The organism is Actinomyces marseillensis, assembly GCF_900155605.1.
GTDB classification, from domain to species: domain Bacteria; phylum Actinomycetota; class Actinomycetes; order Actinomycetales; family Actinomycetaceae; genus Pauljensenia; species Pauljensenia marseillensis.
Map to the genome: position 1 here is coordinate 470,375 of NZ_LT707420.1, position 20,470 is coordinate 490,844.

Here is a 20,470-nt window from a genome sequence, read left to right on the forward strand (position 1 = left end):
CCTTCACCGCCACTCGTCGAGGGATCCATCGTCAAGGTGATTTCAGAAACCGTTGACTTCTTCTCGAACTTCACGAGCACGGTGACCGCGGTGTCGTCTAGGAATTGGTTGTAATCGAAGTAGCGCGAGTGCCAGCTGGTCTTTGCGTCTCCATCGATCATATTGACGGCCATTTCTTCGTGGTCGCCCTTGTCATCCTTCCACGACAGCACAGACACACTGGAGATCACCGGTGTCACAGTTGTCGTCTGTGAAGGATTGTCGGAAGGCTGAGCCGATGCGGAAGCCGAAGGCGAAGCGCTCTTCGCTTGGTTCACGATGTCGTCAACACCGGAGTGCTTGACCGGGCTGAGTACAGTTGCACCCGCCCAAATGGTAGCGAGGACCGTCAGCACTGCGGCAAAGATAATCGTTGGGCGCGTGGGATCAATTCCGCGCTCCGCGCTTTCGCCGCCCGAGGCCGGTGATCCTTGTGCGCGGCCACCTTCGCCTCGGCCGCCGCCGTTTCCGCCACCGGTCCCACCGCTGTGGCCGCTACCTGCGAAGGAAGCACCAGCGTGACTGACGCGCGCAGCAGCCGTCGCCGCCACACCCTCGGCAGCAGCAGCGCCGCCCACAACAGCACCCTCAGCAAAACCCTTGGGATGCGGTGCGGGGATACGAGAAGGAGAAGGCGTTGAAGGAGACTTTGCGGCGGAAGTTTCCGCCGCGGCCTCGGCAGCTGCAGCACCCAAGGGAATACCAGCAGGCGCGGTCGCATCGAGGTCGTAGACGCGCGCTGTAGCTGGGAGGGTGGGAACAATGGGAAGCTCAGGCTTGGCCTGGCTCATCTCGACGCGGCCTCGGGAAGCGTGGTTCTCCTGGGGAAGCGTGGGCTGCGAGGCAGGAACTGCCGGCGCGGGAGTCTGCGGCGCGGGAGCCGACTCATGCGGCGCATCGGGATTGACGATCTCATCGAAAGCAGGCACGGAGAGGTCGACGGAGAGCGGAACCCAGCGAGGCATACCTTCGGCAGGGGTGCGGTGATCCTCAGCGGACATGACTTCCTCCTTGCGTGATGCTGCCAGCCTATTATGAATGCTTTCGGGACGTTGCGCCGACGGCGCGGCCGAAAGGAACGCACACAGTGCTGCGGGGAGACGCAGACGAGTGAGCAGAGGACGAATACTGGTTGCAGATTCTTGCGGGTTGATGAAACGCATCGCAAGCATGTAGATCACGGTGACAACGATTGCGACGACCCCGAACTTCACGCCAGATACCAGCCAGCGCACCAGTTTCGAAGAAATCGTCGTGTAGATTCCCATGAGCCACAGCACGCCAAAACCGACGACTCCAGCCACAACCGCGCAGCAGACGTAGGTCAGGTAGGAGCGCACAATGAGCGAAGAATTGACGAAGCGATTGCGATTACCAACCCAACGCATCGCAATCAAACCCTGAACGATGCGGCACACTGTTTCGCCAAGAGCCGCGCCGATCACCCACCAGCGCACGCCCGTCGCAAAGTAAATCGACCACCCAACGATGATCTGCAAAATCGTGGGGACAATGCCCATGAGGAACACGGGTTTTGCGTCCTCGTAAGCGAAGAAGACGCGCTGGCTCATCAGCACGATTCCCGTCGAGGCCACGCCGGGCATGAGGGAAACCAGGATCAGCGCGTAGGAAGAGATCAGTTCGGGCCGGGTCGTATTGGTGACGACCAGCTGCATCATCGGGGCAGCGCCCGCCATGAAGATCGCGGCAGCAAGAACCGTTAGGGAGGTAATGAGGCGAATACCCGTGTGGTAGTGCTCGGCAACTTCCTCGTCGTTATCTTCGGCGACCGCGTAGTTCAATCGTGTGAAGATTGCGGTCGCAAGAGAAACGGTAATGACCGACTGCGGGAGCATGAAGATCAAAAATGCAGCCGAATATCCGGCCAGACCCGCGATGGGCTGGGGATTCTGGTTGAGGTAGTTATCCGCAATCGAGGCGATGGCGTTCGTTGAGAGAACACCGACCTGGGACACGCCCAAGGTCGCAAATGTCCAGCCTGCAACCTTCGAGGCCGAACCGAAAGAAGTCCCACGGAAGTGGAAGTCAGGTTTGAATGAGATTCCCGCTCGTCTCATGGGGATAAACAAAACAAGTGCCTGGCACACGACGCCCAGGGTCGTTGTCACCGACAAGAGCCAGAATTGCGGGGAGGTGAAGTCCGTGATGGCGAAGTCTTCGTGGGAACCCCACAGAACCAAGAAAGCGGTCAGACCTGCGATCGCAATGACGTTATTGAGCACCGGCGCCCACATATAGGGGCCGAAAACTCCACGGGCATTGAGAAGCTCACCGAGCAGGTTATACAGCCCGTAGAAAAAGATCTGCGGCAAACACAAGAAGGCGAAGGAAACCGCAAGGGAGCGAATCTCCATACTGTAGCCCGGCGCCATGATGATGATGAGAAGTGGCGCAAGAAGGGTCGAAACAAAAGCCACCACGAAGAGGATCGTTCCGGCCAGGGTGATGAGGCGGTTGATGTAAACCTGGCCCTCATCTCTCTTGAGTGCGCGAACAATCTGCGGAACCAAAACAGCGTCGAAAACGCCGGAGGCAAGGAGATTGAAGATCGTGTTGGGCAGGGTGTTTGCTGTCTGGAATGCAGCCGAGACCGCACCGCCGGCCGAACCCAGCGCCGCCAATAGCATTGCGGTCTTGATGAAGCCAAGGACTCGGGAAACCATTGTTCCCGAGGCCATCAATACGCTGGCCCGTAAAAGCGAACCGTTGCGAGCTTGGCTTTCACTCATTCCTGATCCTCTTCATGTGAGTCGGATGTAGTCGGCTTGGCCGGGGGACGCCCGGCTTTCACGAATGCTCCGGTGGACAGTGGAACGTTGACCGTCCCTTTTTCAACGCCACCAACGCCGGGCAGGTGCGAGGACTCCTCAGCGGTCGAGGCATTGAAGCGACGCCGAACCGTGCGGATAATTCCGCCAACGAAGGCAAGCCCGACAAGAACCGCCATGACGACTGTTGCCGCATCTTCCCATCCGGCACGCATGCGGACTAGAACCTTTTGCGAATCATCAAGGATGGTTCCACTGGGTGTCGATACCTTGTAAGTCACGCGTATATCTCCCGAACCGATGGCGGTCACGGGTACTTCAACCGTTGAGGAAGAATTCGCCGGAATCGTGGCCGTCGAGGTACTGGTGACACGCAATCTGGGATCGCCCGGAAGCAAAGTGACCTCGACATTGACCGGCCACGGCAAAGAATTGCGCACGCGAACGGGGAAATTAGCGCTCTTATTAATGAGGTTGACCGCGTTTGAAGACTCAACCGATACGGAAGAACTAAAAGTATTGAGCGACTGAATGCTGCTCACGATCGTCTCGGATCGCTGATCCCCAAGGTCTGCCCGAAGTGCGCTCGAAACGGTTGCATCCACCCTCAGGCGAGCCGCATCAACATTTTCCGTTGCCCCCGCCAAGGGAAGGGTAGCTGCGTAGGCGCCGCTCAACGCGCTCATCTCTGAGCGAAGTGAGTCGCTAAAAGGCGAATCTTGGACGGCCGTACGCTCGATGTCTGTCGCCTCAGAGTTCACCAGGTCGCTAAAGGAAATCCCCTCAACCCAGCGGTTATCGAGGATTGCTCGCACGCGCTCAAGCCGGGTCTCGTCCAGTGAGGAAGACCGTTGAAGTGGAACGAAAAGTGTCCGCGACAAGCTCGGGCGCTCGCGGGTGATCATCGCGGTCATGGCCGTGAGGAACTGCTGGGTATCGAGTTCATCATCAAGGCTTTGAGCATCCCACGAGAGCAGGTCCGTCATGGGCGAGAGGGAACTGAGAGCCGTGTAGCTTTCGCCTGAGTGATCATCATTATCGGTAATGGTCTGGCCATCGGCTGAGAGCTCAACTTTCGCCATGGAGGTGAAGTTTTGCTCGCTTTCGGGCGCTAGCTCGCCGGGTGGAGCAATGAAGGTTGAGCCAAGTTGCCCGTTCAAGGACTGCTTTCCCCAACTTCCCGAGGTCGTCCATGACACATTATCGATGAGCTTGGGTGCTGTAGTGCTGCTCTGGGTCTGGCTTGCCTCGCCACTTGGTGAGGGACTTGGGCTTTGCGAGGCCTCACTTGGGCTGGCAGAGGAGCTCGCGCTGGCAGAAGCCGAGGCGCTTGCCGAGGAACGGGAGGACGAGGGAAGGAGAGCCTGCGTCTTGGCAAGAGTCGTAGGAACCTGTGCCCGCGAGTCGACAAGATACTTCATGATCGTGTCGTTATTGAGAGTTGTTGCAAGCGTCAGGTCCGCATCGTTACTGGGCAGAGCCACGAGCTCACGGGTGCGTTCAAAGAAGGTCTGGAGGAAAGCAGCGCGTGTATGGCGATCAGCGGTGATCTCGGCCTCGGAACGCGGGGTAGCGGAAGAGGAAGGAGACGGTGAGGCGCTGGTTGCGGAAGCGGAAGGGGAAGCACTGGCCTCGGAAGAAGAAGCAGAAGGCGTTGGCGAAGAAGATGAGGCGCTGGAAGTTGCGCGATCTTCAGGAACGGTGAGCTCGTCGACCAGAGTTTGCGAGTCGGTCGCGAAAGTTACTCCCGACATGGATGCCGCAGATAGGATCGAATAGGAATCACTGGTCATGCGTGGAGTTGAGGATGTCCAGGGCAAGAGAACATTGACGCGCGTATGTTCAAGGGAATATGCCGAATCCCAGATCAGGATGGAGCGGTCACTTCCCCGGTTTTCATCACCTTCAACGACGACCGTGATACCTCGCGGTCCCCACTCAAAGTCCGAGTTGAAGGGGAGGTCTTCAAAAGGAATTGTCATATGGAAGGGCTGTTCGGCGCCGGGCTGGATTGTTGCTTCCAAGGTTCCCGTATGCACGCGCCGACCTTGATAGGACTTCCCCGTCACATAAGCCGAGAGGTCCGAAGCGGTCAGCGGTGAATAAGTCTGAACATAGGCATCCAAAGACGGATTCTGGATGGGCTTATCTGTCAGATTGCGAACAACGCCCGAGACCTGCACATTGTTTTGAGCAGTGATCACTCGCGGTTCGAGGCGGTTAATCCGAACGTCCACTCCCAAGGCTTGGGGTGCCTCACCCAAAACCTCCGGTCGCGCGCTGGCCTGGGGTGCAAGAGCGGCGGGTAAGGCTGACGCTGCCGAGGCCTCGTGAGTGCCTCCGGTGGGAAGCGAGGCAAGGGTGGCCGCGCTCGCGGGTTGAAGTGAAAGAAGCAGGGCGCCGAGGGGCACAAGAGTCAGTGCAATTCGAGTGGCTCGCATTCGCGTCATGATGCATCCCGGTAAAGCAAGTCCAAAGCGATCCCGACAATGCGCCTCTCGTTGGGGTAAGCCAAGTCATGCGAGAGCTCACGCAAGGGGACCCAGGCGGCGTCCTCGGCCTCGTGATCCGGATCCCCCTCAACGGTGATGGACCCGGAAATGTAACCCATCAGGTAGTGGTGGACAACCTTGTGGATCCGCCGATCTACGCCGGAAAACCAATAATCGATCGAGGCGAGGTGGCGAATGATGCGCCCGTGAATACCAGTTTCTTCAGCGACTTCGCGAAGAGCGGCTTCTTCGGGAGACTCCAAGCCTTCAAGATGCCCCTTCGGGAGGCACCACTCAATCTTCCCCGAGCGATTCCGTCTGGCGATGATCGCTGCGTAGGGCTGGCCATTGCGAACATCGACAACGATGCCCCCGGCAGAAGTCTCAGAGGAAACGGGAAGGAAATGAGGGGCCGAATTCGCTGCACGCAACGAAGGATGACGACGCGGAGGCTGAGGCACTCCGGGTCGTAACGCTTCAGAAGGTACAGTCATAGTTCCACTTTAAGCGGGATTACCCCTCCGGGTCAGGTCGCACCATCGGTCGAGTGGGAATTACCGCACTTTTTACAGCCTGTGCTATGGCTGCGAGTGACCTTATTCCCGTGTCAACCATGAATGAAGCCGTGATGCGAGCAAGCCAAAGAAGCCCAAAACATGGCATGCTGGAGGGGATGAGTACACAACTGTCGCGAACAATGGGTCAAGCCCGCTCTCACGCACCCCGCCCCTCTGGTTTAGGCGAGGGTGATTTGGGCCTACTCATGGCCCAGGCGAAAGAGGCTTTCTCCCGTATTCCCAAGGAAATCCTCGAACTGGGTGAGATCTTCACCCAGGCCGGTGAGGAAATCAGCTTGGTCGGAGGACCGGTTCGCGATGCATTCTTGGGGCTGACCCCTCACGATTTTGACTGCACGACCTCTGCTCGCCCAGAGAAAACCGAAGAGCTTCTTGCTCAGTGGGGAAACTCAACCTGGGACATCGGCCGCGAGTTCGGCACCATCGGTGGCAGGCGCGGGAACTTTGTCGTCGAGGTGACGACCTATCGCACTGATTCCTATGAAGTGGGGTCGCGAAAGCCCGAGGTCGAATACGGCGACACTTTGGAAGGTGACCTCACTCGCCGCGACTTCACCGTCAACGCTATGGCGATGCGCCTGCCGCAATTGGCGCTCGTCGACCCCCATGACGGCCTCTCTGATCTGGCCGTTGGTCGTCTTCGCACCCCGGTTAGCGCACTGCAATCCTTTGATGATGACCCGCTGCGCATCATGCGAGCCGCACGCTTTAGCGCCCAGCTTGGCATTGACGTGGATGAGGACGTCATGGACGCTATGGAATCTATGGCGGGGCGCTTGGAGATTGTTTCGGCAGAGCGTATTCGCGCTGAACTCGAGCGACTGATTATTTCCCCGTGGCCCAGGCGAGGCCTTGAGCTCATGGTCCACACGGGCGTTGCTGACATTGTCCTTCCTGAATTGTCAGCCCTCGTGTCAACAGTTGATGAGCACAATAGGCACAAGGACGTCTATCAGCACACGCTCACCGTCTTGGATCAGGCGATCGACCTGGAGACCGACGCGGATGGCCCGGTTCCCGAGCCGGACTTTATCTTGCGTTTTGCTGCCCTCATGCACGACGTCGGTAAGCCGGCTACGCGCTGCTTCGAATCCAATGGCACGGTCTCTTTCCACCATCATGAATTGGTGGGTGCAAAGATGACGCGCAAGCGCATGAAGGCCCTGCGTTTCGACAAGGCTACGACGGACGCCGTGTCTGACTTGGTTGCTCTTCACTTGCGTTTTCACGGTTATGGCGATGCGAAGTGGAGCGATTCGGCGGTTCGTCGCTACGTGGCGGACGCGGGAGAACTTCTCGAGCGCCTTCACCGATTGACCCGAGCAGACTGCACGACTCGCAACAAGCGTAAGGCCGCATTCTTGTCTGCCGCCTATGACGATCTGGAAGAGCGTATTGCCGCGTTGCGCGCGCAAGAAGAACTCGACGCGATCCGCCCCGATCTTGACGGGGATCAGATCATGGAGATTCTGGGGATCCGCCCCTCAAAGGCCGTGAAGATGGCGCGTGACTACCTCCTTGACCTGCGTATGGAAAACGGGCCCATGGGTGAAGAGGCCGCGCGCGAGGCCCTGCTTGCGTGGTGGGCATCCGATGAGGTGCGAGAAGTTGCCGAAGAGTATCAGGCTCAGCAGGCTCGCTGGGAAGAAATGTCCGCGCAGAAGAGGGCTCGTAAACGTCGCGCTGCCAGCGAAAACTAAGCCGATCCGGAGCTACCTTTAGGCAATTGCCTGCCTTTCTGCGTAGGCTAGTCACGATGAACCTATGCTGAAAGGCTGGATTTCGTGGCACCTTCACAAGCAAACGACGATCAGGGACGTCGCGCCCTTCCCTCGCGAGCCGAGGCGACTCGACGTCGACTTGCGCAGCAGGCCCGTCGTGAAGGCGAGGGAACCATCCCCCAGACACCTGCTTCTTCTGCACCTAAGCGCACTTCAGCGGTTGCGCGAGTTTCTCGCGGCTCCTCGAGTGGGGCAGCAGCCAGCTCAAGCGGAAGTCGGCGCGCAAGCACTCGCGCGGCCTCGTCGGGGAGTACCTCGCGCACGGGGTCGACGCGTCCGGCAAGCTCGCGCACGGCAGCGTCCGGCAAGGGCGGCGGAAAGAAGAAGGGTCCGGCCAAGGGGAAAAAGAAGCGTAGCCTCGCAGCACGGATTGCACGAGGAGCCTTCTACACCTTCCTCGGCCTCATTATTGCCGGATTTGGTACCTTCCTCATTGCCTATGCCTCGTTGAAGATTCCGCAGGCGGATCAGGTTGCTCTTGCGCAGACGACGACCGTCTACTACGCCGATGGCACCACCGAAATGGGCCGGATGTCGCAGGTGAATAGGAAGATCATCGATTCCAGTACCCTGCCTGACTATGTCTCACACGCCGTGGTTGCCTCGGAGGATCGCACCTTCTACACGAATTCGGGTGTTGATCTCAAAGGCATCGGTCGCGCGCTGGTCAACAATATTAGGGGCGGGGCGCGCCAGGGTGCTTCGACCCTGACCCAGCAGTATGTTGAGCGCTACTACGTCGGCGAAACGACCGGTTATGTGGGTAAAGCCAAGGAAGCGATCCTTGCTCTCAAGATCAATCGAGAGCAGACCAAGGACGAGATCATTGGCAACTACCTCAACACCATTTACTTTGGTCGCGGTGCCTACGGGATCGAAGCCGCATCTCAGGCGTACTTCGGCCACGAAGCAAAGGATCTCACCCTTTCCGAGGCCGCAATGATCGCTGGGATCATCCCCGCTCCTTCCGCGTGGGATCCGGCAGTCGATGAAGAGAAAGCACGCTCGCGTTGGCAGCGCGTCATCAACCTGATGGTTGAGGACGGTTGGATTTCGCAGGCAGACGCTAACGCCGCCGAGTTCCCAAAGACCATCGATCCCGATACCTTGGGTGGTCCGACGATGGAAGGCCCGACCGGCTATCTCATGGAGCAGGTCCGGACTGAACTCGCGGCAGAAGGCTTCACGGCAGACCAGCTGGCGACCGGCGGATACCGCATTATTTCCACGATTGATAAGGACAAGCAGGATCAGGCCGTTGCCGCTGCAGAGTACATGTACACGGTGCGCGGATGGAATGAAGATTCCATGCACGTGGCTTTGACGTCATTGGATCCCGCTACCGGCGAAATCGTCGCGGAGTACGGCGGCAAGGATTACCTCACGCGCCAGCAAAATGCGGCAACGCAAGACATCATGGCTGCCGGCTCAACCTTCAAGCCTTTCGCCCTGGTTGCTCACGTCGAGCAGGGGGGCTCGATCTACGACGTTTACGATGGCTCTTCGCCCAAGACCTTCAGTGGAATGTCGCGTGCGGTGAGCAACGATTATGGTGTGTCTTGGGGCCGTCAGAACCTGGTGAACGCAACGAAGAACTCGATCAACACCGTTTTCGTTGGACTCAACCAGGAAGTTGGCCCCGCAACCACGAAGAAGGTCGCGATCGACTTGGGAATCCCCGAGGACACGAACGGTTTGGATGATTCGCTGCTCAACGTCTTGGGCTTTGCGGCTCCCCACAACATTGACCTTGCGCACGCCTATTCGACGATTGCTTCGGGCGGAAAGCGAACCACTCCGCACATTGTCCGCGAGGTTCAAAACTCCGATGGCTCCAAGGTCTTCAAGACAAACGTTGACCCGGAGCAGATCTTCGATACGAAGACCATGTCGACCGTCCTTCCTGCGCTTGAAGCAGTGACCGCTTCGGGTGGTACTGCCGAGGCCGCGGCCGCACTCAAGCAGGACACGGGCGGTAAGACCGGTACCTCCGAAGACCAAAAGACCGCGCAGTTCGTTGGTTTTACGCCTGAACTGGTCACTGCAGTGAGCATGTACCAGCTCGACGAAAACGGAAGTCCCGTTTCTTTGACGAATATCGGTGGGCTTGGCCAATTCCACGGTGGTGACTGGCCGGTGACCGTGTGGATGCGCTACATGAAGCAGGCGACCGCGAACCAGACGAAGCTCCACTTCGATTGGTATACCCGTCAGTCAGCGACACCTGTGGTTCCCGCGCCTCAGGTATCGACAACACCTACGCCTACTGAAGAGACGCCGACCCCGACCCCCGAGGCGAGTGAGCCGACGCAGGGATCTGAGGTACAGCCGACCCAGACTCCGACCGCTCAAAATACGGGTGCTGCCGGCTCCGAGGGTGGCGGTCCGAGTCGGGCAGAAGGCAGGTAGCTTCCGCGGGGGTTCCATCGGCGCGGACACGTCTTCGAGCGTCGAATGGAGCGCTGCTCAGGCAGCTGCCTGACACCAAAAGAAAGACAAAAAGGCCGGGGCCTCCCGAAAGGGAGTGCCCCGGCCCTCTTTATGGTCTTGTCAGACGCTCACTTGACAGCCAGCACGCGGANTCGCAGCACGGATTGCACGAGGAGCCTTCTACACCTTCCTCGGCCTCATTATTGCCGGATTTGGTACCTTCCTCATTGCCTATGCCTCGTTGAAGATTCCGCAGGCGGATCAGGTTGCTCTTGCGCAGACGACGACCGTCTACTACGCCGATGGCACCACCGAAATGGGCCGGATGTCGCAGGTGAATAGGAAGATCATCGATTCCAGTACCCTGCCTGACTATGTCTCACACGCCGTGGTTGCCTCGGAGGATCGCACCTTCTACACGAATTCGGGTGTTGATCTCAAAGGCATCGGTCGCGCGCTGGTCAACAATATTAGGGGCGGGGCGCGCCAGGGTGCTTCGACCCTGACCCAGCAGTATGTTGAGCGCTACTACGTCGGCGAAACGACCGGTTATGTGGGTAAAGCCAAGGAAGCGATCCTTGCTCTCAAGATCAATCGAGAGCAGACCAAGGACGAGATCATTGGCAACTACCTCAACACCATTTACTTTGGTCGCGGTGCCTACGGGATCGAAGCCGCATCTCAGGCGTACTTCGGCCACGAAGCAAAGGATCTCACCCTTTCCGAGGCCGCAATGATCGCTGGGATCATCCCCGCTCCTTCCGCGTGGGATCCGGCAGTCGATGAAGAGAAAGCACGCTCGCGTTGGCAGCGCGTCATCAACCTGATGGTTGAGGACGGTTGGATTTCGCAGGCAGACGCTAACGCCGCCGAGTTCCCAAAGACCATCGATCCCGATACCTTGGGTGGTCCGACGATGGAAGGCCCGACCGGCTATCTCATGGAGCAGGTCCGGACTGAACTCGCGGCAGAAGGCTTCACGGCAGACCAGCTGGCGACCGGCGGATACCGCATTATTTCCACGATTGATAAGGACAAGCAGGATCAGGCCGTTGCCGCTGCAGAGTACATGTACACGGTGCGCGGATGGAATGAAGATTCCATGCACGTGGCTTTGACGTCATTGGATCCCGCTACCGGCGAAATCGTCGCGGAGTACGGCGGCAAGGATTACCTCACGCGCCAGCAAAATGCGGCAACGCAAGACATCATGGCTGCCGGCTCAACCTTCAAGCCTTTCGCCCTGGTTGCTCACGTCGAGCAGGGGGGCTCGATCTACGACGTTTACGATGGCTCTTCGCCCAAGACCTTCAGTGGAATGTCGCGTGCGGTGAGCAACGATTATGGTGTGTCTTGGGGCCGTCAGAACCTGGTGAACGCAACGAAGAACTCGATCAACACCGTTTTCGTTGGACTCAACCAGGAAGTTGGCCCCGCAACCACGAAGAAGGTCGCGATCGACTTGGGAATCCCCGAGGACACGAACGGTTTGGATGATTCGCTGCTCAACGTCTTGGGCTTTGCGGCTCCCCACAACATTGACCTTGCGCACGCCTATTCGACGATTGCTTCGGGCGGAAAGCGAACCACTCCGCACATTGTCCGCGAGGTTCAAAACTCCGATGGCTCCAAGGTCTTCAAGACAAACGTTGACCCGGAGCAGATCTTCGATACGAAGACCATGTCGACCGTCCTTCCTGCGCTTGAAGCAGTGACCGCTTCGGGTGGTACTGCCGAGGCCGCGGCCGCACTCAAGCAGGACACGGGCGGTAAGACCGGTACCTCCGAAGACCAAAAGACCGCGCAGTTCGTTGGTTTTACGCCTGAACTGGTCACTGCAGTGAGCATGTACCAGCTCGACGAAAACGGAAGTCCCGTTTCTTTGACGAATATCGGTGGGCTTGGCCAATTCCACGGTGGTGACTGGCCGGTGACCGTGTGGATGCGCTACATGAAGCAGGCGACCGCGAACCAGACGAAGCTCCACTTCGATTGGTATACCCGTCAGTCAGCGACACCTGTGGTTCCCGCGCCTCAGGTATCGACAACACCTACGCCTACTGAAGAGACGCCGACCCCGACCCCCGAGGCGAGTGAGCCGACGCAGGGATCTGAGGTACAGCCGACCCAGACTCCGACCGCTCAAAATACGGGTGCTGCCGGCTCCGAGGGTGGCGGTCCGAGTCGGGCAGAAGGCAGGTAGCTTCCGCGGGGGTTCCATCGGCGCGGACACGTCTTCGAGCGTCGAATGGAGCGCTGCTCAGGCAGCTGCCTGACACCAAAAGAAAGACAAAAAGGCCGGGGCCTCCCGAAAGGGAGTGCCCCGGCCCTCTTTATGGTCTTGTCAGACGCTCACTTGACAGCCAGCACGCGGACCTTGAGGTTCGCGGTGACTTCGGAGTGAAGGTTGACCGTCACGGTGTGGTCACCGGTGGTCTTGATCGGGTCAGCGATGATCACGCGACGACGATCGATGGTCTGGCCCAGCTGTTCCTTCACTGCTTCTGCAATCTGAGAAGCGGAGACGGAACCGAAGAGGCGTCCATGTGCGCCAACCTTGCTGTTCACGGTCACAACCGCGGCCTGCAGGGCATCGCGCACGATGCGAGCATCGTCGATGGAGGCGATCTCACGACGGCGGCGAGCAGCAGCCATCTGATCGATCTGAACCTGTGCACCCTTGGTCCACTTGGTGGCGAAGCCACGGGGGATCAGGTAGTTACGAGCGTATCCAGCCTTGACCTCGACGACATCGCCGGCGGATCCGAGACGATCCACATCGTGGGTGAGGATGAGCTTGGTAGTAGCCATTTTTCAGTCCTTCCCTTCGAATCAGCGGCCGGTAGAGGTGTAGGGCAGCAGAGCCATTTCGCGTGCGTTCTTGACGGCGCGAGCAATGCGACGCTGCTCCTGGACGGAGACACCGGTGACGCGGCGAGCGCGGATCTTGCCGCGGTCCGAGATGAACTTACGCAGCAGAGCGGTGTCCTTGTAGTCGATCGATTCGATCTTGGCCGACTTCAGCGGGTTGGCCTTCTTCTTGATGGGCTTATTGCGAAGTTGAGGCTTCGCCATGATGTTCTCCTTGATGATCTGAGCGAGTGAACGCTCCCAAGCATGTGTTCAGCACGTGTGTGCGCCGGTTACTTGGCGCGCGGTGCTATTTAGAAGGGCGGGTCCTCGGCGAAAGAGGTCGCAGCACCGGAATCGGATGTGCGCCATGGATCGTCTTGGGAACCGCCGGCAGGTGCGCCGTAGCTGGCCTGGCTCTGCGAGTAACCACCTTGGTTTCCGTAGCCCTGCTGCTGTCCGTATCCGCCGCCCTGGGAGTAGCCTCCCTGGGGTGCACCTGCCGAGGCCTGGCCGCCCGTGCGGGTGACCTGTGCTTTTGCGCGACGCAGTGAGGGGCCGACTTCTTCGACCTGAAGTTCGACGACGGTACGGCGTTCGCCCTCACGGGTTTCGAAAGAGCGCTGCACGAGGCGACCGGTGACAATGACGCGCATTCCCTTTCGCAGGGATTCGCCGACATTTTCAGCCATTTCGCGCCAGACGGAGCAGCGCATGAACAGGGTTTCCCCGTCCTTCCATTCGCCGCTTTGGCGGTCGAAGGAACGCGGGGTGGATGCCACCGTGAAGTCGGCGACGGGTGCTCCGCTCTGCGTCCAACGCAGTTCCGGATCATTGGTCAAATTGCCAATGATCGTGATGACGGTTTCTCCAGCCATTGGATCTCCTTGGTGGGCTGTGTGAGGTGATTGCTCAGGTGAGCGAAGGTCAGTGGGCGTCCGGACGCAGGAGCTTCGTGCGCAGGATGGACTCGTTCAGAGTCATCAAGCGGTTGATTTCCAGCGCAATTTCGGGGGTGGTCGTCATGTTGATGACAACGTAGATACCCTCGGAACGCTTGAGAATGTCGTAGGCAAGACGACGCTTGCCCCAGATGTCGACCTTTTCGACGGAGCCGCCGTTAGCGGTGACCTGCTCGAGGTACTTCTCCATCTGCGGGGCGACGGTGCGCTCGTCGATCGAAGGATCGAGGATCACCATCAGTTCGTATTCACGCACGTTGATACCCACCTCCTGTGGTCTTCGCGGTCACGGTATTTCCGTGACAGGAGGGTCATGCGTTGCAATCACCGGAGTTCCACCGGCTTTTGCACACGGACACATGGGTGTCCGCGAGACTGAGTTCCATCCCGGGTGGGTGGAAACAGTCCAGCGTCCAAGTCTAGCGTTTTTTCAGCTTCCTGTCACGAGCGGTGAATCACACTGCGGCCTGCGATGGAGCGAGTGAATCATTCCGTGGAATAAGCACATTTCGCGGCGAAAACCACGTGATCCACGAGTTCGTGATCGCTCGAGTCACCATGTACAAGCCGGTTACCAAACCAATGAGTACCGCTACCGCCGCGGTCTCACTCAGGTAGGGCCGAAGAAGCGTAAATCCCCACAGCGCGGGAAGCAGGATCGCGAGGTTGAGGAATGCTGCCTTTGCCAAGGAAGCTCCGCGCCCCGCACCGATCAAGACACCGTCGAGCAGGAATGCGTGTGATTGTGCGGGGAAGAAGACCGCATTGACGATGACCGCGGGGATCGCCATGTGACGGACGACGGCCTCGGAAACGAAGAAGGAAGGGATCCACGGGGAAAGGGAAGCTGTGAGCGCGCCGATGATGACACCCGCTCCGATTCCCCACCACGAGAGGGTGCGGAGCAGGGTGCGCAGTTGCGAGCGATCCCCCGAACCGATGGCGAATCCGACCAGAGTTTGCGAGGCGATAGCAAGGGAATCGAGAAGGAAGAGCGGGATTTGCCAGGCGGACATGACGACTTGGTAGGCCGCGAGGCCGTTGACGCTGATCGTCGTCGCGCTCCAGATCGAGGTGAGGAAGGCCAGGCGAATTGCGACCGAGCGTGCCAGGAGAGGACCACCGACGCGCGCGGATTGGCGAATTCCCGTCAGTGACGGACGCAAAGAGACACCCGCGGCTCGTGCGGGGCGGGCGAGGATTGCGACCAAGCTGATGGCCATGATGGTTGAAACGATCGAGGTTCCAATTCCGCTGCCGACGATTCCCAGATTGATCCCATAGATGAGGAATGCATTGAGGCCGACGTTGAGGAGGGCACCGACTCCTGCGGCGATGAGTGGGGTAGTGGTGTCCTTCATTCCGCGCAAAACTCCGGTGGCGGCCATGGTGATCAGCGATGCCGCAAGCCCTGGCAGTGATGCGTGCAGGAATGACGAGGCATAGGGCATGATTTCCTCGGCTGCTCCGAGTGCTCGCAAAAGGGGAGTGCCGATAAGTGCGAGAACCCCTGCGAGTGTGATGCCGATGATGGCGGCCAACCACATGGCGTGGACGCCGAGCTCGCGTGCGCGGCGCTCGTTTCCGGCTCCCATTGCTTGAGCGGTTTCGGCGGTGGTCGAGTAGGCCAAGAAGATCGACATGCCGTAGACCGTATTGATCACGATCATGGCAAGTGACATGCCGGCGATTTTTTCGGCGCCGAGGTGGCCAACCATTGCGGAGTCGATCGTGAGGAAAAGTGGCTGCGCAATTGTTGCGCCCAGGGTCGGGATCGCGAGGGAGAGGATTTGGCGTGTCAGGCTGGGCTGTTTGCTGTGAGTTTGTGCGGATTCATCGCGCTTAGCTGGGGAAGTTCTGGAAATATCCTCGGATGTGTCAGTGAGTGCTGGTTTATCCACGGAAGTGGATTTATCTGTGGATAAAACCTGTTCAGGACACTCTTTAGCAGTTGATGCAGCCTGATTGTGGATCGCAAGTTGTGACTCCGGTAAACCTTCAATCTGCGATTGAAACATGTCTTTTCGCTGATCGGCGCTATCCACTGATTGTCCCTCCACTTTTTATCCACAGACTGTGTACACATCTGTGGAAAGATCATACTCGGAAAATGGCGGCTTTCCGGGGAAAGCCTAAACTGAAGGCAAGCTGAGAATAGGCTTGTGAAAGAGACTTCATCCACAGGGCATGTGGAAGACACGCGGCGCTATCCACAGAGTATCCACAATCCGTCCACATTCGTGTTGAACTTGAGAGTGGCAGTGGCGCTCGCTTGGCAGTAGGCTCGCGTGTACGCGCTTTGCGTTTAACCCCCATCCACATGCGCACAATCCGCCTGAGGAGAGCTTCACACATGGCATCGGAAGACTTCGATCGCACCCCACCCCAAGACATCGACGCAGAGATGTCCGTCTTGGGTTCCATGATGCTCTCCAAAGAAGCAATCACCGATGTCAGCGAAGAGATTCGTGGAAGTGACTACTACAAGCCTGCCCACGAAACCATTCACAACACGATCATCGACCTCATGGGCCGGGGCGAACCCGCGGACGCAGTGACGGTCGTTGGTGAACTTCAAAGGCAAGGGGATCTGTCCAGGGTCGGCGGGGCCTCGTACATCCACAGCCTGATCGCATCGGTTCCTACCGCAGCAAACGCGGGCTACTACGCGCGAATCGTGAAAGAGCGCGCGATCTTGCGTCGCCTCGTCACTGCGGGCACGCGAGTCGTCCAACTCGGTTACGCGGACGCTGGCGGCGATGTCGATGAAATCGTCGACAAAGCCCAGGCGGAGATCTTCGCCGTCGCAGAACGCCAAGCGCAAACCGACTATGTGTCGATGGCCGATATGTCCGAAAACATCCTCACCGAGCTCGAAAAGATCGAACTTAACCAGGGTAAGGTCGCCGGCGTCCCCACCGGATTCGTCGACCTTGATCGAATGACCGGTGGTCTGCGAGGCGGGCAGATGATTATTGTCGCGGCGCGTCCTGCGATGGGTAAGTCCACGCTGGCACTTGATTTTTGCCGCTCCGCCTCCATCAAGCACGACATCACATCGGTCATCTTCTCGCTGGAAATGTCCCAAAACGACATCGCCATGCGTATGCTCTCCGCCGAGTCCTCGGTCTTCATGAGCAAGATGATGAAGGGCGAGATGACCGAACGCGATTGGCGCAAGGTTTCGGAAACGACCGGGAAGATCTCTGAAGCCCCGATCTTCGTCGACGACTCAGCGAATGTCACCATGACCGAGATTCGCTCGAAATGCTACCGACTCAAGCAGCAGCACAATCTGGGCTTGGTCGTCGTGGACTACCTCCAGCTCATGACAACGGGCAAGCAGGTCGAATCACGTCAGCAGGAAGTTTCTGTCCTGTCGCGAAACCTCAAGCTATTGGCAAAAGACCTCGATGTCCCGGTCATCGCTGTCGCGCAGCTGAACCGCGGTCCCGAAGCGCGAACCGATAAGAAGCCGATGATGAGTGACCTGCGTGAATCGGGTTCACTTGAGCAAGACGCAGACATCATCATCCTCTTGCACCGGCCCGAATACTACAATCCCGAGGATCGTCCGGGCGAAGCCGACATTATCTTGGCGAAGCACCGTAACGGTGAAACCGGAACAATTCGCGTCCTCTTCCAAGGACACATGGCGCGCTTTGCGAACTTCACCTCTCGCGAGGAACCCGCCTAATGTACGACCTCAATTCGATCACCCCCGCCCAAGCTCAAGACCCCACGATGCCGCCCGAACTCATGGCGCAACTCGCGGCCGAGCGCCCTGACCTTCGTCGGCATCTGCTGAAAAATCCCAGCTTGTATCCGCAATTGCGCCAGTGGATCCTTGACTCCTCTGGGGGAACGCTCGAACCGCAGATTCAGTACACCTCGAGCATGCCGATTGGCCCGAGCGCTTCCGAAATGGGTATGCCCCCGGCCATGGGGACACCGATCATCGATTACGGCGTCCAGGCAGCGCCAACAGCACCGCAGCAGCTTCAGCCACCTCAGTCTGAACCTGCCCAAACCACAGCGTCGCAGTACGCTCCAACGCCGATTCCCACCACGGCCTCGTCAGGTGAAGCCGTGGATTGGAGCTGGCGGGAAACGGCGAATAGCGGTCCACTCAGCGACCTCGAGGCCTTCGCAAACGGAATGCGCTCGCGTAAGTCTCGCGGGGAAAAGAGCGTGCGAAACCGCGTGATCGCGGGGATCGTGGTGGCGATTATCGTCGCGGTGGGCGTCGTTATTGCCTGGCGCGTCGCATTCTGATCACGCCGTCGACACTGAGCAGAGCAAGAGCGACCCAGACAATTCCGGTCGCAATCCAGCGCGTCGGCTCCATGTACTCGTGGAAGATGCACACGCCAATAACCAGCTGGATGCTGGGGGAAATGTACTGAAGAAAGCCCAAGAGACCCAGTGGGAGTCCCTGCGATGCCTTGGCGAATGTGATGAGCGGAATGACGGTCAGGATTCCCGCTCCGATGAGCATTGCCAGGTGAAGCTGCCAGGACATCGCACCATCGCCGGCACGCTGAAGGGTATGGAATGACGTCGATTGGTGGGCAACAAGGTAGGCGTAATAAATCCCTAAAATCGGGATGACGACCGCGGTTTCAATGGCCATTCCATCGAGGGGAGCAACCTTGAGTGCGACCTTCTTTTTCACCAGTGAGTACAGGCCGAAGGATGCGGGAAGTGCGAGCGAAATCCACGGGAGCCGGCCGAGCCCCACGATGATGACAATCACTGCAAGAATGCCTAGGCCAAGAGCAACGCCTTGAAGGCGCGAGATTCTCTCGTGGAGAACGACCATCCCCAGGGCGACCGTGAAGAGGGGATTGATGTAATAGCCGAGCGCGGCATCGGTCGTGTGGCCGATGAGGATCGCGTAAATATAGGTGGTCCAGTTGATGACAACCAAGAAACCTGCAGCGGCAAGTGGCGCCATGAGCGCGGGGGTTCGGATCACGCGCCACATTCTGGGCAGGGAGCGAGTCAGTGCCAGTGCAATCAAGCAGGCGATGAAGGCCCACAGCGCTCGGTGAACGATGATTTCCAGCGAGCCGGCCGGTTCAAGAAGGTGGAAGTACAGCGGAAAAAATCCCCACATGACGTGAGTGCCGATACCTAAAGCAAGGTATTTTCCGAAGTGCTCGTTTCGTGTGGGATGTTCGCTGGCCATAGGTGCAGCGTAACGGTTTGGATGAATGGGTGCCCGGTGGCGAAGGGGGAATTCGTGTGTGAGCTACCCTGATGGCATGTTCATACGCCCCGCCACTACTAATGATGTGGATTTTATCGAGTCTGCTTTTGACCACGCCCGCGAATTCATGCGGGCGAACGGTAATCCGACGCAGTGGCCCAGCGATTACCCCAACCGCAGTGATGCACTCAGTGATATTGAAAAAGGCGAGTGCTTCCTTGTTTGTGATGAACAGGGGCCTTTGGCGGTGTTTAGTTTCGCTCGCGGGCCGGAAGAGGAGTATTCCCAGATTGATGGTGCGTGGCACTTCGATGATGAGTATGGCGTGATCCATCGCCTTGCCAGCGTCCGAGGCCGTGGGGTCACTCGCGTGGTCATGGACTTTTGCGCGGGACAAGTCCCGTATTTGCGCTGCGATACGCATCTTGACAATGCGCCGATGCGCCGAGCGCTGGAGGCTTATGGCTTTGAGCCGTGCGGGATGATTTCGGTACGAGGCCAGTGCCCGCGAATTGCCTACGATGGGTTGTTTTCTCAACTATCGAAATAGTGACGAGTAATTACTTGCTGAATCAGCTTTCTTCGTTAGGCTGAGGTTGCCCTCAACGACGGCGAGGAGGTGTGGTGGTGTCTGACCCGACGGTGTTGATTCCCAACGACCACCGCGACCTACCAGACCCTCTCGCATAGCTGCGGCCTCGGCCTCGGCTATTCCCTCATGCCGACGTGGATGGTGGGGATGAAGACCGGCATGGTCAAAGACGAAAGGAGCTCCTCAAGGGCTCCACACAATACGCCTAAATCCTTGTAGCGCTGCGCTGTTGCACCTTCGTCGGGAAGCAGCGCGGGTAGGTAGAGCAAGATCTCGTAGTTCTCGTCCTCATAATTCGTAAACAACCCAGTCTCATCGAAGCCATTGCGCTGATAGAAAGCCAGTCGCCTCTCGCGCTGGTGAAAATTCTCGGCATCGCGAAGCATCGGTTCAATTTCCAGCGCAATCGCGTGTTCGGGGTAGTGCTCCTTGAGTTGGGACAGGATGCGCGAACCATACCCCTTGGAACGTGCGGAACGGTCCGTTGCCAGGAAGATGACAAAGAGTAGATCTTCAGAGTGAATCGTGAGGGTAATCCCGCAAAAACTCGATTTTTGAGCGGGATCAAAGTAAGCCAGAAAATCAATGGAACGACGCAGTGCGAAGGTGTTGAGTACCCATTCAGGCACGAGTTCAGAAGAGGGGAAAGCCTCGGTGAGTAGCGCGCGAACTTGAGGATAGAAGTGTGAAAAACGGCGGACGGGGAGAGTAATTAAATGGGAATCGCAAGAACTCACCCCTTAAT

General features: G+C 58.3%; 16 protein-coding genes. 6 read left to right on the forward strand and 10 right to left on the reverse strand.

All coding sequences use genetic code 11. The features are described from left to right. The 3 genes from murJ to BQ8011_RS02040 all read right to left on the reverse strand — a co-directional run. Positions 1–2,789: murein biosynthesis integral membrane protein MurJ (gene murJ, locus BQ8011_RS02030; protein ID WP_077209683.1), on the reverse strand; the 2,789-nt coding region annotated here is incomplete at its 3' end. Beyond that, positions 2,786–5,278, reverse strand: coding sequence for a DUF6049 family protein (locus tag BQ8011_RS08950; RefSeq protein WP_157885000.1), 2,493 nt, complete (start codon positions 5,276–5,278; stop codon positions 2,786–2,788). The genes murJ and BQ8011_RS08950, both read right to left, overlap by 4 nt. Continuing rightward, the gene (locus tag BQ8011_RS02040) at positions 5,275–5,814 is read right to left on the reverse strand and encodes an NUDIX hydrolase (RefSeq protein WP_231945339.1); all 540 of its coding nucleotides are present in this window, start codon (positions 5,812–5,814) and stop codon (positions 5,275–5,277) included. The genes BQ8011_RS08950 and BQ8011_RS02040 overlap by 4 nt, the downstream gene beginning before the upstream one ends. A gap of 269 nt (positions 5,815–6,083) precedes the next feature. Here BQ8011_RS02040 and BQ8011_RS02045 point away from each other — a divergent pair, with 269 nt between their 5' ends. The 3 genes from BQ8011_RS02045 (at position 6,084) to BQ8011_RS02055 (ending at position 12,312) form a co-directional block, all read left to right on the forward strand. Continuing rightward, positions 6,084–7,598, forward strand: coding sequence for a CCA tRNA nucleotidyltransferase (locus tag BQ8011_RS02045; protein WP_034501171.1), 1,515 nt, complete (start codon positions 6,084–6,086; stop codon positions 7,596–7,598). Between the two features lie 84 nt (positions 7,599–7,682). After that, positions 7,683–10,088: a transglycosylase domain-containing protein gene (locus BQ8011_RS02050; protein WP_072457059.1), complete on the forward strand. Its 2,406-nt coding sequence runs from the start codon at positions 7,683–7,685 to the stop codon at positions 10,086–10,088. 262 nt (positions 10,089–10,350) lie between these two features. Continuing rightward, positions 10,351–12,312, forward strand: coding sequence for a transglycosylase domain-containing protein (locus BQ8011_RS02055; protein ID WP_077209662.1), 1,962 nt, complete (start codon positions 10,351–10,353; stop codon positions 12,310–12,312). A 149-nt stretch (positions 12,313–12,461) separates the two neighbouring features. On the opposite strand, the gene rplI is transcribed toward BQ8011_RS02055, so the two are convergent. The 5 genes from rplI to BQ8011_RS02080 form a co-directional block, all read right to left on the reverse strand. After that, a complete protein-coding gene (gene rplI, locus BQ8011_RS02060) occupies positions 12,462–12,920 on the reverse strand; it encodes a 50S ribosomal protein L9 (protein WP_072457061.1) in 459 nt (152 codons plus the stop codon). A gap of 21 nt (positions 12,921–12,941) precedes the next feature. Then, a complete protein-coding gene (gene rpsR / locus BQ8011_RS02065) occupies positions 12,942–13,184 on the reverse strand; it encodes a 30S ribosomal protein S18 (RefSeq protein WP_034500985.1) in 243 nt (80 codons plus the stop codon). Positions 13,185–13,273: 89 nt separating this feature from the next. Further along, positions 13,274–13,837 (reverse strand): single-stranded DNA-binding protein, encoded by a 564-nt coding sequence (locus BQ8011_RS02070; RefSeq protein ID WP_072457063.1) that lies wholly within the window; start codon positions 13,835–13,837, stop codon positions 13,274–13,276. Between the two features lie 49 nt (positions 13,838–13,886). Then, complete coding sequence (rpsF, locus tag BQ8011_RS02075) at positions 13,887–14,177, reverse strand: 30S ribosomal protein S6 (protein ID WP_026066645.1); 291 nt, start codon at positions 14,175–14,177, stop codon at positions 13,887–13,889. A 199-nt stretch (positions 14,178–14,376) separates the two neighbouring features. Beyond that, positions 14,377–15,822 (reverse strand): MATE family efflux transporter, encoded by a 1,446-nt coding sequence (locus BQ8011_RS02080; RefSeq protein ID WP_234952136.1) that lies wholly within the window; start codon positions 15,820–15,822, stop codon positions 14,377–14,379. Between the two features lie 452 nt (positions 15,823–16,274). On the opposite strand from BQ8011_RS02080, the gene dnaB reads away from it, so the two are divergent. Continuing rightward, a complete protein-coding gene (gene dnaB / locus BQ8011_RS02085; RefSeq protein ID WP_072457067.1) occupies positions 16,275–17,618 on the forward strand; it encodes a replicative DNA helicase in 1,344 nt (447 codons plus the stop codon). After that, complete coding sequence (locus BQ8011_RS02090; protein WP_072457069.1) at positions 17,618–18,196, forward strand: variant leucine-rich repeat-containing protein; 579 nt, start codon at positions 17,618–17,620, stop codon at positions 18,194–18,196. Before dnaB ends, BQ8011_RS02090 begins: the two co-directional genes overlap by 1 nt. Here the strand turns inward: BQ8011_RS02090 and rarD are convergent. Beyond that, positions 18,171–19,112 (reverse strand): EamA family transporter RarD, encoded by a 942-nt coding sequence (rarD, locus tag BQ8011_RS02095; protein WP_072457071.1) that lies wholly within the window; start codon positions 19,110–19,112, stop codon positions 18,171–18,173. The genes BQ8011_RS02090 and rarD overlap by 26 nt on opposite strands. Before the next feature lie 76 nt (positions 19,113–19,188). Between rarD and BQ8011_RS02100 the strand changes: the two genes are divergently transcribed. Then, entirely contained in the window at positions 19,189–19,683 is a 495-nt protein-coding gene (locus BQ8011_RS02100; protein ID WP_072457832.1) for a GNAT family N-acetyltransferase, read from the forward strand. 158 nt (positions 19,684–19,841) lie between these two features. Here BQ8011_RS02100 and BQ8011_RS02105 read toward each other — a convergent pair whose 3' ends face one another. Further along, positions 19,842–20,462: a GNAT family N-acetyltransferase gene (locus BQ8011_RS02105; RefSeq protein WP_072457073.1), complete on the reverse strand. Its 621-nt coding sequence runs from the start codon at positions 20,460–20,462 to the stop codon at positions 19,842–19,844. Positions 20,463–20,470 lie beyond the last annotated feature (8 nt).